This window comes from Caballeronia sp. LZ033 (assembly GCF_031451265.1).
Classification (GTDB): Bacteria; Pseudomonadota; Gammaproteobacteria; order Burkholderiales; family Burkholderiaceae; genus Caballeronia.
Genome location: NZ_JARUXQ010000003.1, coordinates 372,415 through 388,705 on the forward strand (window position 1 = coordinate 372,415; position 16,291 = coordinate 388,705).

The following is a 16,291-nucleotide window of genomic DNA, read 5'->3' on the forward strand; positions in this document are numbered from 1 at the left end:
GCTCCGACGTTAGTCAACCCGTCAGAAGCCCAGAAATTCCGCGATTCTCCGCATCTGACGGCCCGTCAGTTCCGGACCCTTGCCGGTGAGATAGGTGCCCCCTTCAGACCTGTGTCCAGATCGACTTCCCAGTTGCCCTTCTCATTGATGTGCATCTTGGGTGCATTGGGCGAGCCTTCACGCCGCTTAATCTGCCAGCGATGAGCGGTGTCGTTCCAGTCCACCGGGTAGGTCTTGCCGTCCTGCTGGATTAATGCTGGCCGCCTTCGTCGCGATACAGGCCGCGGTCGTCCGGATCAGGGGTGAGCTTGCCGGAGGGTGAACGTGAATAGTCCTCGGGCACCAGTGGGATGCCTGCCGTCAAGCCTGGGCCAAGTCCACCTTTTGGCTTGGGCGCGCGCTTCGACCAAGATTTCGACAAACCCGCTAGAAGCCCGCGAATTCCGCGATCCTCTGCATCTGTCTTGCCGTCAGTTCGGGACCATTGCCGGTGAGAAAGGTGAGAATCATCTCCGGCGTGATGTCTGAATAACCTCGGGCAGTCAATTCTGCTTGCAGACTTTGTGGTGCGGGGCTGTTCCCGTCGAGCCAGGCATCGATTGAGTCGGCCTCTGCTTTACTCAGTTTTGTATGGTCTTCGGAGAATTGCTGGAGCTGCTTGCTTCCCCAGGAAGGCTCAGGTTCTGGGGGAGCAACATGTTCTGGTTGCGTGGCGCCGGCGGTTCCCGTCTGAGTCTGCCCGGTATCGCCCGGACCGGCGTCCGTGCGCTGCCGCTTCGCCGGCGGTTCGCCCGCATCTCGCACGTTGCCGGACTCATATCGTCCGGCCCCGGCTCGCATGTGTTCGATCACATCTTCCGGCACGCCGGTTTGCTCGCTGATCAGCCAGTTCGGCTCGCCTCGATCAAGGCTACGCAAGATGTCGGCGCGTTGCATTCCGGTGACGGGATAAGTGAGCTGATCGGTCGTGCCTCCCGGCTGAATTCTCCACGGTCTGTCCTGCGTTATTTTGTAAGTCGGAAGGTGTTCTTTTCTCGCATATCGCAACCCCGCGCGAAGAGCCGCGATCTCTTCACCGTCAGTAAATTTGTCGGCGACCTCCTGCAGCGGTCTGCCTTGCGTAAGCTCAGCGTATATGGCGGCGCCGCGCGCCATATAGATCTTCTCTATCTCTCCTGGGATTCGCTGAGGTATTACCTCTCCGCTGTCGCTCATATAGTGTTCCACCCAAGCCTCGGCTGTGCCTTCGCCAAGGCCGAGTCTGCGCTCGATCTCAGGAAAGGCGTAGCCGCGCTCGTAGAGTTCAAAAGCGTGTCGGTATTGATCCATGCGGCCCGCATTTGCCCCCTGCGCCTCCTGTACTGTGGAAGCAGTTGACGGGTGTTGCGCGGTCCTGCTGGTTCCCGGTTGGGGTTTGTGCGCGGTCCCGCTGGTTCCCGGTTGGGGTTCCGGTGCGGTGCCGCTGGTTTCGGGATGGGGCTGCTGGGTGCCGCCGGGTTCGACACCCGAGTGCAACTGCTGCGCCGGCGCTCCGGCCGGACCGGGCGCATTACCGGTCTGAATCCATTCGTGTGCCTGAGGAAAGTATTGCCCGTTCCTGGCCTTGATCTGCTCGACCCAGCCTGGCGGCAAGCCGGTATCCTTGCTGATTTCCTCCGTTGATTTGCCTTGCTTGATTCCCTCGTTGACTTTGGCGCTTTGCTCATCGGTCATGGGAATACGAATCTGATTTGGCGCGCGTTCCGGTTGGCTTTGCACAGGCCTGTCTTGCGCAATTCGCCAAGGCCTTTCTCGTGGAATTACATCGGTCGGAAAGTGACAGGTTTCCGCGTACCACATTGCGTTGCGATAAGCCGCCAGCGCGTCACCGTGGGTGAATTTGTTTGCGACTTCCGTCAGCGATCTGCCTCGATAGAAGTCTCTGTACATTAGCGAGGAGTGGTTTCTATAAAACGGGTCTTCCATTCCTCCAATTCGTACAGGCCCTAGATCACCGCTTTTGAGCGCATATCTTTCAATGTACCGCTTGACTGTTGCGCGGCTGACGTGGAGTGCGTCCGCGATTTCGGTCAGGTTTTGCCCGCGCTCGTAGAGATCGAAAGCCTGTTTGTAGAACGCAAGAATCCCGCTCCGAGGCACGCCGCCCTGCAATCCCGTATCGAGATTGACTTCCCAGTTGCCCTTCTCGTTGAGACGCACGTTGGGGGAATTGGGTGAGCCTTCACGGGGCTCCATTTGCCAGCTATGAGTGTTTTCGTTCCACTTCACCGGATACGTCTTGCCGTCCTGCTGAATGTAGTTCTGGCCGCCTTCGTCGCGATACAGGCCGCGGTAGTTCGGATCGGGCGTGAGCTTGCCGGAGGGTGGTCGCGCGTATTCTTGGGGCACCAGCGGGATGCCCGAGGTCGAACCGGATGTGGCGGCCGTGCTGCCCGGTACCGGCGTGGTGATTTCGGGTTTCGGGGCATTGGCGGATTCGTCTTTTGCATTGCCTTCACCGGGCTTGACCTCTTCTTTGAGCTTCGGCTCTTCACCGGGCTTGACCCCCTCAGCGGGCTTGACCGTTTCGGAAGGCTTGAACTCGGAGCCAGCCTTGCTTTCGCTGGATCCGCCGAATTTCGGGAGCTTTGCCTCGCCCAGCATGCTCCCGACCAACGCCGAAGCGAAGTCGATGCCCTGTCTGGCCCATTCGGGAAGCGATTGGGCCGGCACGATGTAGTCGACGAGCAGATTCACGCCCGGGATGAGGCCCACGAAGAAGCGGCCGAGGCCATCGTCGAGCTGCTGCCGCCAGAGCGGCAGCGGCGGGGTGTGCGCATCGAGATACGAGGTTTCAATGGGCCCGTGCTGGGATGCAGCGTGATACATATTCATGGCATCGAGAACGCTGCGGTTCTCCAGTTGATAGCGATACAGCAGATCGCCACCGAAGTTGCCCATGCGCAGGTTATCGATGTTGGTCTGCGTGGGATCGGGCGGCAGCGGCGGGAGCACGGGTGTGCGGTGGAAGGGGTCGCTTTGCAGGGCTGAGATCGCCCATTCGGCTTTTTTGGTCGCATCGGCGGACCACTCGCGCAGGGGCTTGAAGTCGTCGGGCGATTTGCTCAGGCGGTACTGGAATTCCTGCGCGTTGCGTTCGGAGTTCAGGCCATGGTTCATGAACCAGTTCAGACGCTCGAATGAACTCGTGTTGTCGAGGCCGCTCTCGGCGCTGGCGACCCACATCCCCTTGGCCTCAGCCAAGGCCTGATTGATTTCCTTATCGGCCTGTTTCCACTGCTCCTGCACGCGTGAGCGCTCCTGGTCGACGAAGGTGGCAATCTGCGCCTGCATGACATGGCGCAGGTCAGCGGCCTGTTCGAAGATGCGCGCTCGCTCTTCCGCGGTGGCGGCCTGGTTGAACTGCTGCCCCATCCGGGCGAGCAGATCGACTTGCTGCATGCCGGCGGCGCCGAGATAGACGGAGCCGAAGGGCTTGTTGAAGGCCATCTGCACGCGAGCGTTCGGATCAGCCATGGCTTGCAGATAGGCTCGGCTGATCGGATCGATGACGTCGGTGCGCACCGCATGAGCGATCTTCTCGCGCTGCTCCTGGGTAATGGCGGCGTTGTAGTAGGTGGTGCCCGCGGCGAGCGCGCCGCGATAGAAGTCGTGTTGCGGTGAGGGCAAGGCTTCCACCTCTTGATTGGCCTGAATGGCCTGCTGCTCGAAGCCGATGGCCCCGGAATCCGCGCTGCGCAGCGAGTCGCGCTGAAGTCCGGCCAGGCTGTTGGCGTTTGCGGCGTCGTCAGGGATGGAGGGGTTCTTGTCGAGACGCGAGAGCAATTGCGTCGCTTCGGTGTTCGAGAGCGTGACAGGCTTGACCGCGTTGGCGGCAGCGGCCGCCGCCGCCAGCGCGGGATCAGGCGCTGGCGGCTTGGGTCCGCCTACCGTCCCCACTGTGCTCACGGGGGATGACGATGCGGAGGCGGCGCCCTGTGTGGTTCCGTCGGAAGACGATTTCGACCTTTCGTTGGCGATGTCCGACGTGATGTTGACGGCCGACTGCATCAAGCTCGTGTCAGGGGCCAGGATCGGAAGTAGCGGCGCGGTTGGCAGGGGCTGAGTGTGGGCATCGAGATATTGCCCCTTCTCATGCGCGGGGCTCGAGGCGGCGCGAACCATTTCCTCCGCATCGAGGATGCGGCGATCTTCCTGTTGATAGCGGTACAGCATATCGGCACCGAAGTTGCCCATGCGCGAGTGCTCGGTGGTGGTTTGCGTGGGGTCGGGGGGCAGCGGCGGAAGCACGGGCGCGCGGCGGAACAAATCGCCATGCAACGCTGAAGTCGCCCAGGTGGCTTTCTCGATTGCTTCGGCGGACCAGTCGTGCAACTGCTTGAAGTCGTCGGGCGTCTGGCCCAGACGGTACTGGAACTCCTGCACGTTGCGCTCGGAGGTCAGGCCGTTGGCCATGAACAAATGCAGGCGCTCGAAGGCGCTTGTGTCCCTGTAACCGCTCCCGGCGCTGCCGAACTGCATCCCGGCGACGTAGGCCAAGGCCTTGTCGATTTCCTGATCGGCCTGTTGCCACTGACTCTCCAGCTGTGAGTGTTGCTGATTGATGAAGGAAGCAATCTGCGACTGCATGGTATGGCGCAGGCCAGCGGCTTGTCCGAAGATGCGCGCGCGTTCTTGCGATGTGGCGGCCTGATTGAACTGCCTTCTCATTTGGGCGAGCTGATCGTTTTGCAACTGGCCGGGGGTGCCGAGATAGTTCAAGCCGAAGGGATCGCTGAAAGTCTGCTGCACGCGGGCCATCGGGTCGGCCATGGCCTGCTGATAAGCGTCGTGGAGCGGCTCGAAGACTGTGGTGCGCACGGATTCCGCAATGCTCGCGCGCTCGGCTGAAGTGGCGGCGGCGTTGTAGCGAGAGGCGCCCTGGGCGAGGGCATCGCCATAGTGCGCGCGCTGATCGGAGGACAAGGATCCAAGCTGCTGGTTCGCAAGGGTGGCCTGCTGTTCGAAGCCGATCGCCGCGGGGTCCGCGCCGCGCAGTGCATCGCGCTGATAGGCGGCGAGGAGTCTGGCGTTCTGGGCGTCGTTGGGGCCGGAGGTGTCCTTGTCGAGAGGAAGGAGCAATTGCGTCGCTTCGACGTTGGTGAGTTTCGACGGGGCGGAGGTTGGTGCGTTCGTTGCCGTGTTCGTTGATGGGTTCGCAGGCTGAACGGGCGATGACGTGGACTGATTGGCGGGAGTGATCGTTGTGGTCACTTTGTTCGTCGGTTCTTTCTCCGTTATCGTGAGCTCCCCTGCGGACGCAGTGGTCTGCGTGGAGGATGCGCCATTCGAGCCGTTGCCAGTTGACGGAGCAGGCGATGCCGTCGGTTGACTGGAGGTCGTCGAGTTCGCTGCCGTGCTCGCAGACGGGGTCTGCGTGGAGGTTGCGTTACCGGTCCCGTTTCCAGATGATGGAGCAGACGATTGCGGCGGTGGGTTGGAGGTTGCCGTGTTCGTGTTCTTATCCGTGGTTGTCGTGTTCGCAGACCGCGTCTGCGACGATCCGGACTGCCCTCCGGACGTATCAGTCAGCGTGGAAGCAGCATTACCGGTTTCGTTGCCAGGTGATGGAGACGGTGTGTTGGAGGTCGTGTTCGTGCCGGCCGTGTCAGCAGGCGGAATCTGCGACAACGTGGATTGTCCTTGAGACGGATCCTTCTGCGTGGAGGAAGGGTTCTCGGCGTCGTTGCCATCGGTCTGCGGGGACTGCGTGTTATCAGTGTCGTTGCCGGTCGAAGAGGGGGGCGGGTCGCTTGTCGAGTTGTTGTTGGTGGACGTGGTGTCGTCGTTGCCGTCATACTGCTGGGTGGAACTGGACGATGATGAACTGACGTTCGATACAGCCATTTCTGTGCTCCTGACAAGAACATGAACGTCGCCCGATAAGCGCCATTTTCTTGGAGCGTTGGGGCAATGCGAGTCAATAGTGTCCCTGTCAGTCGCCTTACGCGGGTGATGCAGCAATATCTTGCAAACGCCGCCGTTCAATCTTGCCCGCGTGCTTTCATCCGGACTTCCCGCAAGCGCACACGAGCATCGTCCCTGGCGTGCATCTCGCGCCGCAATGCCGCGCGGATCGCGTGCGCTTCACGGAGGGCGGCGGCCAGACCTTCCCTCGCCGTATCCGCTTCGCGCGCCAGCACGGCCTCCCGCTGCCGATGCCGCTCACGCGCATGACGCCACATCTCCGGACCATGCGGTCCGCTCGCGCGCCAGTCCTGAAGTCCCGCCAGCTGAGCGGCGTGCAGTTCGCATTGCCCGATGGCGTGACCAAGCGCCGTCTGTGCGCTCTGCACGTCGCGTTGCGCCCGCGCAAGCTCGCCCAGCCGGCGCTGCACGCGCACGTCGCGGACCCGGCTCAGCACCGTCCAGAGCCGCAGGTGGCGCGACGCAGCAGACGAAGCGCTCATTCCCGTCAACCTTGACCTGCGCACAGCGCACGCAGTGCCGCGAGCGTGTCATCGAACGGGACGTGAGCGTTCGGGGGCTGCCGCAGGAACGTGTTGATGGCCGGATGACGTGCGATGGCAAGATCGCCGGCCGGATCGCTGCCGGCCTTGTATTCGCCGATTTGCAGCAGCAGTTCGAGATCCTGATAACGCGCGAGCCATTCGCGCACGCGCTGGGCATCGGCCTGATGCCAGTCACGCGTGACGCGCGGCATGAGACGGCTCTTGCTCCGCAGGATATCGATGGCCGGATAATGCCCGGCCGCGCCCAGCCGCGCGGCAAGCTGGATATGTCCGTCCAGCAGCGAGCGCGCTTCCTCGACGATCGGATCCGTCGCGTCCTCGTCCTCGGCCAGCACGGTGAAGAACGCGGTCACGCTGCCGCTCGCCGTGAGCCCGCTCATCTCGATGATGCGCGGCAGTTCGGCAAACACGCGCGGCGGGTAGCCGCGGCGCACCGGCGGCTCGCCCACCGCGAGTCCCACTTCGCGCAGTGCCCGCGCATAACGGGTCAGCGAATCGAACAGCAGCACCACACGCTGGCCCCGCGCGCGCAAACCGCTCGCGATTTCACAGGCGAGCTGCGACGCGCGGATACGTTCGGCAGCGGGACGATCGGACGTCGACGCCACCACGACAGACCGTTCGCGCGCGCTGCCCAGATGATCGTGCACGAACTCGGCCACCTCGCGGCCGCGTTCGCCGATCAGCGCGACCACGACGGCATCGGCGCGCGCCCCGCTCGCGATCATGCCCATCAGCGTGCTCTTGCCGCCGCCCGCCGTCGCGAAGATGCCGACGCGCTGTCCGACGCCACAGGTCAGCAGGCCGTCGATGGCGCGCACGCCGGTCACGAACGGCTCCGCGATCAGCGGGCGTTCGAGCGGATTGATGGTCGCCAGCGCTTCGTTGCGCCCGCCTGGGCGCGGGGCGACGGGCGGCATGCCGTCGAGCGGCTGGCCGAGGCCGTCGATCACGCGGCCGAGCACGCCGCGGACATCCAGCCGGTGCCACTCGAGCCCGCAGCCTTCGACGCGCGTGATGTCCGACAGCCCGTTGAGCCCGGCATAGGGCATCACCAGCGCTCCGTCCGGCGTGAAGCCGACGACTTCGCCGCTGTGCTGTTCGAACGTATCCGGCCGCACGAGGCGGACTTTTTCGCCGATGCGCAACGAAGCGCCCACCACCCGCACGACCACCCCGCGCGCTTCCACCACGCGGCCGGACAGGGTCGGAGAATCGAGCAGCGAAGGCAGCGCTTGTGCCTGGTTTGCGATGTCCCCGGCCATCACGACCTCGAGAAAGTGAAGATGTTGCGGACCTGGTAGACATCGCGCGGAATCTCTTCGATCGCGACCACCTCCATGCGGATGCCGAGCGTCTGGAACACGCGGGCCATATGCGGGCGTAAGGTCGCCGACGTGACCAGCAAATGCACCGTGCGCGCCTGCATGCCGAGCACGCGCCGCACGGTATCGAGTTGCGTGAAGTCGAGCGGACAGTACGGCTCGCCGTCCCGAGCGCGCTGGATGCTGGCTTCGAGTTCGGCTTCCCACTCAGGCTCCAGCACGCCGCCCTGGATCTCCCAGGTTTCGAGGTTCGCGTGCCCGCGCACAATCTGCGGCCCGAGTTCGATACGAACCTCCCGCACCATGCGGTCGAGTGTGTGCTCATGCGTGGGCGCGCGCAGGATCGCTTCGAGGATGCCGCGCAGATTGCGGATCGACACGTGCTGCTGCAGCAGTTGCCGGAGCACGGCGGCGAGCTGCACCGTCGTCACGCGTTGCTCGATCTGCGCCACCAGCTCGCGGAACTCGCCGCCGATGCGATCGAGCAGGAAGCGCGCTTCCTGCGTGCCCATCAGGCGCGGCGCGCAGCGCTCGAATACTTCGACCAGATGCCCGCTGAGCGCGGCCTCTGGCGTGTGCGTCGTGAACACGGCAGGATCGAGCCGGCTCGCCGCGGCGGTGGGCACCCAGACGGCTTTCTCCGCATCCAGCCGATAGCCCGCGACGCCCTCCATCGTGACGTCGGCGGCGCGGCCGCTCACCAGCAGATGATCGGGCAACAGCGTGCCGCTCGCGAAGGCGACGTCGTCCACGTCGACGAGATAGCGGTCGGGTACGAGCCGCGCATCGAGCACGCAGGACAGGCCCGGAAACGGCAAGCCGAGCCGCGCGTTCAGGTCATGACGCAGCCCCGCGAGCACGCGGTTGAGCGCCTCCGGATGCAGCGCTTCGAAGGCGCGCGCGCCCACCCGCAGGCGCAGCGCGGCGCTTGTGCCGGTCTCGGCGTCGTCGAGCAGATTCGGCACGCGCCGGCTGCCGTCGCGTGCGAGTGCGGGCATCGGCGCGAGGGCGTTGGCGTGCCCCTGTCGCGACTTGCGCGTCAGCAGCCAGCCAAGACCGCCGAACAGCGCGGCAAGCAGCGCGAACTGGAGATGCGGAAAGCCGGGAATCAGCGCGAGCGCCAGGCAGCACGCGCCGGCCATCAGCAGCGCATGCGGCTGGAGCGTCAACTGGCGATACAGATCCGCGCCGAGATTGGTCGCGCCGCTCGCGGGCGACACACGCGTCACCAGCAGGCCCGCCGACACCGACACGATCAGCGAAGGAATCTGAGAAACCAGGCCGTCACCGATGGTGAGGATCGTATAGACCTGCAAGGCCTCGCTGAACGGCAGGTTGCGCTGAAGCATGCCGACCGCGAGCCCGCCGACGATGTTCACCAGCGCCACCACGAAGCTCGCGATGGCATCGCCCTTGACGAACTTCATGGCGCCGTCCAGCGAGCCATAGAAGTAGGTCTCGCGCTCGAGTCCGGCGCGCAGTTGCGCGGCCTGCTCGGCGGTGATCTGGTTGCTGCGCAGGTCGGCGTCGATGCTCATCTGGCGGCCGGGAATGCCGTCCAGCGTGAAGCGGGCGGCCACTTCGGCGATGCGGTCGCCGCCCTTCACCACGACGATGAACTGAATGGCGCACAGCACGACGAACACCACCACGCCGACGGCCACGTTATTCCCCGCGACGAGTTCGCCGAACGCGGAGATGACGTTGCCGGCGTGCGCATGGACCAGGATCATCTTGGTCGAGGCGATGGCGAGCGCGAGCCGCAACAGCGTGGTCATCAGCAGCAGCGCGGGGAAGCCCGGCAGGTCCGCCGCGCGCGACACGTAGATGCTGGAGAACAGCATCACGAAGCTGGCGCAGAAGCTCACGCCGATGAACAGATCGAGCAGGAACGGCGGCACCGGCAGGATCAGCAGGGCGATCACGCAGATGAAGCCGGCGGCCAGCGCCACGTGGGCATAGCGCGCGAGCAGGCCGGGCAGCGCGTGCAGACGGAAGGATGTGGAAGCAGACATGTTATTGGTTCAGTTCTCGGTGAAAGGCGCGGCGGCGGTCCTTGAAGTGGCGGTCGCCGTTGTCGTCGCGTTGTTCGCGCTTGATCTCGTCCTTGTCCATGCGCAGACGGCGGATGTGCAGCACGCGCTGCAAGGCGTAGTCGGCGGCGGCGGGCGCAATTTGCAGCAACGCCGTGAGCAGCAGCAGGCGGCCGTACTCGCCCGCTGCCAGACTCATCTGCGCGCGGGGTGCGAGCGCATGCGACGCGGTGAGCATCGCCATCCAGCCGGACAGGGCCTGCCATGCCAGAAAGCCGAGCAGCACGAGCTGCACGAGCATGATTCCGATGTCGACCAACAGCCTCAGGCCGAACAGATTCTTGAATCCCTCGATCGGATTGAGGCGCTTGAAATCCGGCGAAACGCGCTTGAACGCAATCAGGCCGCGGGTTTGCGCCAGCTCGGGGATGATGACGGTCATCAGCCCCATGCCCGCCATCGCGAGCGCGGCCTGGCCCGCTTCGATGAGCGCGCCGAGCACCTCGTGGACGGTCGAATCGAACGGGCGGCTCAGGTCGATGGCGGTCACGGTCACGATCATGTTGACGAACGCCACGAACACGTTGGGCGCCTGCACCGCCAGCAACAGCCACCACAGCAGACCGCTGGCGGTCGTGGTCAGCTGCACGCTCTTGGGGATGTCGCCGTCCTTGCGCGCGCGGTGCAGGCGCCGGGGACTGGGCTTGACGGTTTTTTCGCTCATTGCGCGTTACCTCAGCACCAGGGAATGCGCGAACAGGTCGGCAAGACGGCTCAGCACAGCCGGGACGCATGACGCCGCGGCGAACGAGAGCACCATCGCCTTGATCGAGCGCGCGGTGGAGAAGGGGTTGAGGCGCTTCGCGTGACGCGCGGCCAGTCCCAACGACAGGTCCGCCAGCATCATCAGCCCGAGCAGCGGCGCCGCCAGTTGCAGGCCCTGCACGAACAGCGCGGGCAGCCGGGCAAGGGCGAGGCTTTGGTAAAGGCGCGCGACGCCATCGCCATAAGGGCCCCCAGGCGGCCAGAGCGACCAGGCATCGGCGAAGAAGCCGCACAGCATCACGAGGCCCGTGCCCGTGAAGAACGTCAGCGCGGCGAACTGCGTGAAAAGCGTCTCGAAGAGCGCGCTTTCCTGCTGGAAGTTGGGGTCGTACACGGCGGCCACCGTGTAGCCGCCTTGCTGGTCGAGGATGCCGCCCGCCGCGCCCGCCACGAAGAAGACCACGCTCATGGAGAGTCCCTGTGCGAGACCAATGAGCGCTTCCATCATGCTCGCGCCGAGCAGGTCGGCAGGCAGGCCCGCGTGCGCGGGCAGCATCGCGAACATCAGCACGAGCGGCACCCGCAGCGTGACGCCGAGGCCGCCGTCGTTGCCGAACGGAACCATGCTCAGCGCCACGGCAGGCCGGATCATGCAGAACGCGAAGCCCATGAATTGATCGAGTGTGTTCATGTTCAGCGCGTGCGCCCGGCGGCGATCATGGAGAAGACATGTCCGAGCAGCCGCGCGATCTCGTGATGCGCCCACGGCGCCGCGACGATCAGCACGAGCCCGACGCAGATGATCTTCGCGCCGTAAGGCAAGCTCTGATCCTGGATCTGCGTGACCGACTGCACGAGACCGAGCAGCAGGCCCACGGCCGTGGCGACGGCGAGCATCGGCAGGGAGAGCCAGAACACGAGCAGCAGGGCGTCGCCGGAAAGCGAGGCAAGGGATGGAAGAGGGTTCACTTGGCGTAGCTGAGAATGAGTGCATGCATGAGCTTCGGCACGCCGGATGCGGCCACCAGCACGAAGAGCTTGAGCGGGATCGAGACGGTGCTTGGCGAGAGCATCATCATCCCCATGGCGGTCAGCACGTTCGCCACGATCAGGTCGATCACCAGGAACGCGACATACAGCAGGAAGCCCGCTTCGAAGCCGCTGGAGATCTCGCTGATCAGGAACGCGGGGACGAGCAGCGAGAAGTCGGTCTCGTTGGCATCGCGCGACGGGTCGATGCGCTTCGCCGCATTGACCAGGAACGCGCGCTCGTCCGGCCGCGAATGCGCCAGCATGAAGTCGCCGAGCGGACCGCGCACCGCATCGACGAATTGCGGCAGCGGCGGCAGCCCCTGCGCCTGCGAACTCGAACCGCGGTCGTTCACGCCGAGCGCCGCGCCGATCTGATGCATGGTCGGCGCCATCACGGTCAGCGTGGCGGCCAGCGCGAGCCCGGAGATGGCGAGGTTGCCCGGCGCCTGCTGCACGCCGAGCGCCGAGCGCAGCAGCGTCAGGACGATGCTGAACTTGGTGAACGACGTCGTCATCACCACGACGAGCGGCGCCACGCTCATCAGGAAGAAGATGCCGATCAGCTGCAACTGTCCCGTCTGGCCGTCGATCATGATGTCGCGTCACCGTTCGAGGTCTGGAGCATGCTCGTGATGCGCACGGCGAGGACGTCGTCGATATCCACCAGTTCGGCATGTGCGAACGGCAGACCCTGGCACAGCAGCGTCACGGCGCGTTCGCGCACGGAAATCTGCAGCGACACGAGCGAGCCGCTGCGCAAGCGGCTCAGTTCCTCGAGCGAGATGCGCAACGAGCCGATCATCGCGTCGAAGGTGAAGGTGAGGGCGTCGATCGGGATGAACTCGCTCGTGAGCTCTGTCACGGGTTCGCGATCGTTTTCAAGCGGGCGGTCCAGCACGATTTGATCTCCAACAGTTTTAAGGCCGATGCGTTGCGTGCCGCTGCGTAGCGGCACGCGGAGGTAATAAAAGGTCTTGTCGATCACGAGGGCGTCGCCGGTGCGGATGCGGCGCATGCGCGCCACCGAGAGCGTCGGACCCGCGAGGCACACCGGCAGCGGCACGACGATGCGCCGCGCCAGCGCGCGCAGATCGGCCGGCGGATGGGAGCGGCGCCGCAGCCAGCGGTCGATCTCCTCGCACTGGAACGAGACGCTCGCCATGCGCCCGCTCTGCACGTGCGTCACGGCCAGGCCATAGGCGCCGGGATCGGGCAGTGCATCGAAGGAGACGCGGGTCACTTCGAGCGCGAAGCCGAACAGGCCTTCGAGCGCGCAGAACCAGTCCTCGCAGGCGTCCAGGATCAGCTTGCAGGCATGCGCGCCGCTCGCCTCCAGACTGCGGCGCGCGAGTTCGGGCAGCAGCGCCTGGGCATCGAGATCCAGTTGCAGCAGTTGCCCGGAGGCGTGGCCATGCAGGCGCACCGGATAGCGCGAGCGGCGCGGCTCGAACGCGATGGTGAAGCGTCGATGCCCGACGCTGACCGGCAGCGGCGCCCCGAACAGCAATGCGGCGACGTTGTGACGTTCCGCGTGATCACGGCTGAGTTTTTCGAGACCCTTGAACGGATTCATGTCGACGGTCCTCCGTGCGACAAGGCGTCGAGCGTCTTGCGCAGGTCGTCGCCGATGTCGTCGAACTGGGCCACGATGCGTTCGTCGAGCCGGGTGTATTCGTCCAGCACCGCGCCGATCGCCTGGCGCATGCCGCGTTCTAGCGCTTCGAGCTGCCGGTGCAATCCGCCGTCGACGACGCCGCCCTCGGTTTCCACCACGCACGAACGCGGCGGCAGGTCGGCATCGGCGAGCACGTTCACGAAGGCCAGCCCGAGTTCCTTTTCCAGCAGATCGACGGCATGCCTTGCTTCGGCAAAATCGCAGACGGCCACGCGCACCGACAGCAGGCGCTGTTCGGGCGCAGCCAGCAGGCTGCTGCGCAACTGGTTAGGCAGCGTCGCGCCCGAGGGCAGTTCGCCGACGAGATCGGTGACAGCCTGCATCACGAGCTGCAACAACCGGTCTTGCAGGCGTCCGAGCGCATACGCGGTTGCGGCGGCCGGCACGACGAGGCCGCGCAGCGCCGCGGCCTGACCGGCGCGCAGGCCGCGAACGAAGGCACGGCGGCGGGTACGGCGGGCGCGTTCGGCGAGACGCCTGGTTTCCTGCAGCACGTACTGGTGAATCTCCCGGCGCAGCGCACCGAGTTCCTGCAAGCGCACGAGGTCATCGCCGGATACGTAGCCGTCGGACTCGACGCGCCAGCCGGCGCTACGCCAGATCAGCATGGCTGCCTCCCCGCCTTCAGCACCTGGAGCGCATCGCCCATCAGTTCGAGCGCGGCTTGCTGCGACACGCGCGGGAGGCGCCATTGCGCGGCCGCCTCGGCGTGCGCAAGCGGCATGCGCAAGCGCGTCCAGGCCCGCTGCGCATCGCCGTGCGTCGCGCGCAGCGCGAGGGCCAGACCAGCGATGCTCAGACTGCGCCGCGCAAACCAGTCGACCGGGGCATCGAGCGGCAAGTCGCGATGCTCGCCGCGTGGATGACATTGCAGCAGCGCAAGCGGCGGCAGGCCCGTCGCGATCTGGAAGCGCGCGTGCGCTTCCGCGCTCACCACGAGGCGCAGCGAACGTGCGCACGCGAGCGCCGCGCACAGACGCATGAGGCGTGCGCAGGAGGTGCGGTCGAGCGGCCCGACGAACCACGGCAGTTGCGTGACGCCGGCGCGGGCCAGCATCGGGAAGCGGGTGAACAGATGCGCGGTGGCGCGGGCCCGCGCCCGTTCACCGCGCGCGGGCCGTTGCTGCGGCAGCCAGCTGTGATGCGCCCAGCCGGAGATATCGAGGAGGGGGCGGGAGGTCATCGACGGTCTCGTGTCGTGGAGGAAGCCGAATTGGCGTCGTTGGCGGCCGAGGTGGGTTCCTTCTTCGCGCGCTCGCTGTGGCGGCCGCGACGCCGGAAGAACGTGATGCCCGGAACGCGCAGCCTCGGAAATGCGCGGATGCCCTTGTCCCAGATCCACGCCGCGACGATCAGCACCAGGGCCATGACGCTCAGCGTGATGAGCACCCGCGTGGTGGAACCGTGCGTAGCGCGCCCGGCTGTGCACGTGCCGGTCTGCGCGCAGATTTCCGCGGGCGTGGCGACCGGCATGACCGGCACCATCGTCACGTAGACGCGATCCGGCGTGAGTCCGGTCACCGCGCCCGCGACCAGCGCGCGGATCTTGTTGCGCATGGCTTCAAGATTGGCGTCGCTGCGATAACGCAGCATCACCGAGGCGCTCGGCAGCGGCGCGGGTCCGAGCAGCGCATCGCGCGGCGGATCGACGACATGCACGCGGGCCACCAAGACGCCGTCCATCTTCTCCAGCGTCTCGGCGAGTTCCTGCGTGAGGCCGTACACGTAGCGAACCTGGTCTTCTTCGGGGCTGGAGATCAGCCCCTGACGGCTGAAGAGTTCACCGAGATTCGCGTGAGTTCCGCGCGGTAACGCGTAGGCGCCGACGAGCTCGGTCGCGTAGACGACTTCGTCTTCCTCGACCGAGATGCTCCAGGTCTTGTCGTTGTTGCGCAGCTTCGAACTGTCGATGCCGTGACGGCTCAGCACCGCGACGATCCGGTTCGCCTGGTCTTCGTCAAGACCTTCGAACAGCGAGGTCTTGCACGCGACGAGCAGCACGAGCGGCAAGAGAATGATGGCGCGGCGAATCATGTTCTTTGCGTGAGGGATTGGATCGCGCTGCCGGCGCTCTGTGCCATATGGGAGAGCGTGTTCAGCGTGACCGAGTAGTTGGTGACGGCGGATTGCAGCATCAGCATTTCGCTGGTGGTAGGGGCCTTCCGGCGTGCGGGATCCAACAGGCCGATGATGGCCGCCGAGTCGTTTTGCACGAGTTGCTGGGCTCGCTCCGCGATGCGGGTCAGCCCGTCGCTGTCGCCGACGATGCCGGCGCGGGCCGGTTCCGGAGTGGGCGGCGGCGGGACGACCGGCGGGTCGGGCTGATACAGCGTCATGTCGGCATTGGTTGAGAGCATGGACGTATCGTGAGTAGATTGAGGGTGCGCTGCTGGTGGCCCCCGCGCGGCGGTGGCTGCGAGCCGCGGCGCGGGGGAGCTTCGTGGCGATGCCGGCGTGGGGTCTTACTTCGTGTTCTGCGCCACCGCCTTGTGCGTGTCGCCCACGCCGGACATCATCGATGTGCCTTGCTGGAGCATGGTCGTGTATTCGCTGACGGCCTTTTGCATCTGCAGCATGGTGGCGCTGCCTACGCCGCCGCCTTGGGCGCCGCCCCCACCACCCGTTTGATCCGTGCCCGCACCGGCTCCATCCTGCTGCGTCTGTTGCTCGTTGATCGCGTTGATCTCCTGGGTCTTCTTTCGAAGCGCCTTCGTAATGGCGGCCGCCAGGTCTCCCAGGGAAAGCGTGCCGTCGGCGGCAATCATGCTGGGACCGCTACGGGGGTAATAGCCCGAGTACTGCGGGACATATGCGAAATCTGAAAAATCGGACATTTATAAAATTCCTTTCGAAAGAACTGGCGTGCTCGACGGAAGCAAACTCGCTCCCGACGCCTCGCACGGCACGCCGACGCGCGAAGCCGTAATGCTCGGAGGGTCAAGTGCCGCA

14 protein-coding genes are annotated in these 16,291 nt (G+C 65.2%); all 14 read right to left on the bottom strand.

Annotated features, from left to right (window positions below; all coding sequences use genetic code 11):
- Positions 1-426: 426 nt before the first annotated feature.
- The gene (locus QCE62_RS22935) at positions 427-5,886 is read right to left on the bottom strand and encodes a helix-turn-helix domain-containing protein (protein WP_309923501.1); all 5,460 of its coding nucleotides are present in this window, start codon (positions 5,884-5,886) and stop codon (positions 427-429) included.
- A gap of 137 nt (positions 5,887-6,023) precedes the next feature.
- On the bottom strand, positions 6,024-6,449 hold the full coding sequence (locus tag QCE62_RS22940) for a hypothetical protein (protein WP_309923503.1): 426 nt from the start codon (positions 6,447-6,449) through the stop codon (positions 6,024-6,026).
- A gap of 5 nt (positions 6,450-6,454) precedes the next feature.
- On the bottom strand, positions 6,455-7,777 hold the full coding sequence (locus QCE62_RS22945; protein WP_309923505.1) for a FliI/YscN family ATPase: 1,323 nt from the start codon (positions 7,775-7,777) through the stop codon (positions 6,455-6,457).
- Positions 7,777-9,852 carry a flagellar biosynthesis protein FlhA gene (locus QCE62_RS22950; protein WP_309923507.1) on the bottom strand — a complete coding sequence of 692 codons (2,076 nt, stop codon included), beginning with the start codon at positions 9,850-9,852 and terminating at the stop codon, positions 7,777-7,779. The genes QCE62_RS22945 and QCE62_RS22950 overlap by 1 nt, the downstream gene beginning before the upstream one ends.
- A gap of 1 nt (position 9,853) precedes the next feature.
- Positions 9,854-10,594 (bottom strand): EscU/YscU/HrcU family type III secretion system export apparatus switch protein, encoded by a 741-nt coding sequence (locus QCE62_RS22955; RefSeq protein ID WP_309923509.1) that lies wholly within the window; start codon positions 10,592-10,594, stop codon positions 9,854-9,856.
- A 6-nt stretch (positions 10,595-10,600) separates the two neighbouring features.
- On the bottom strand, positions 10,601-11,326 hold the full coding sequence (locus QCE62_RS22960; RefSeq protein ID WP_309923511.1) for a flagellar biosynthetic protein FliR: 726 nt from the start codon (positions 11,324-11,326) through the stop codon (positions 10,601-10,603).
- A 2-nt stretch (positions 11,327-11,328) separates the two neighbouring features.
- Positions 11,329-11,604, bottom strand: coding sequence for a type III secretion system export apparatus subunit SctS (gene sctS, locus QCE62_RS22965; protein WP_309815595.1), 276 nt, complete (start codon positions 11,602-11,604; stop codon positions 11,329-11,331).
- A complete protein-coding gene (locus tag QCE62_RS22970; protein WP_309923513.1) occupies positions 11,601-12,260 on the bottom strand; it encodes an EscR/YscR/HrcR family type III secretion system export apparatus protein in 660 nt (219 codons plus the stop codon). The genes sctS and QCE62_RS22970 overlap by 4 nt, the downstream gene beginning before the upstream one ends.
- On the bottom strand, positions 12,257-13,240 hold the full coding sequence (locus tag QCE62_RS22975) for a FliM/FliN family flagellar motor switch protein (RefSeq protein WP_309923515.1): 984 nt from the start codon (positions 13,238-13,240) through the stop codon (positions 12,257-12,259). The genes QCE62_RS22970 and QCE62_RS22975 overlap by 4 nt, the downstream gene beginning before the upstream one ends.
- Positions 13,237-13,950, bottom strand: coding sequence for a FliH/SctL family protein (locus QCE62_RS22980; protein WP_309923517.1), 714 nt, complete (start codon positions 13,948-13,950; stop codon positions 13,237-13,239). The genes QCE62_RS22975 and QCE62_RS22980 overlap by 4 nt, the downstream gene beginning before the upstream one ends.
- The gene (locus QCE62_RS22985; RefSeq protein WP_309923519.1) at positions 13,944-14,525 is read right to left on the bottom strand and encodes a hypothetical protein; all 582 of its coding nucleotides are present in this window, start codon (positions 14,523-14,525) and stop codon (positions 13,944-13,946) included. Before QCE62_RS22985 ends, QCE62_RS22980 begins: the two co-directional genes overlap by 7 nt.
- Positions 14,522-15,376 carry a type III secretion system inner membrane ring lipoprotein SctJ gene (gene sctJ, locus QCE62_RS22990; RefSeq protein WP_309923521.1) on the bottom strand — a complete coding sequence of 285 codons (855 nt, stop codon included), beginning with the start codon at positions 15,374-15,376 and terminating at the stop codon, positions 14,522-14,524. Before sctJ ends, QCE62_RS22985 begins: the two co-directional genes overlap by 4 nt.
- A complete protein-coding gene (locus QCE62_RS22995; RefSeq protein ID WP_309923523.1) occupies positions 15,373-15,699 on the bottom strand; it encodes a hypothetical protein in 327 nt (108 codons plus the stop codon). Before QCE62_RS22995 ends, sctJ begins: the two co-directional genes overlap by 4 nt.
- A 105-nt stretch (positions 15,700-15,804) precedes the next feature.
- Positions 15,805-16,176, bottom strand: coding sequence for a hypothetical protein (locus QCE62_RS23000; RefSeq protein ID WP_309923525.1), 372 nt, complete (start codon positions 16,174-16,176; stop codon positions 15,805-15,807).
- Between the last annotated feature and the right edge of the window lie 115 nt (positions 16,177-16,291).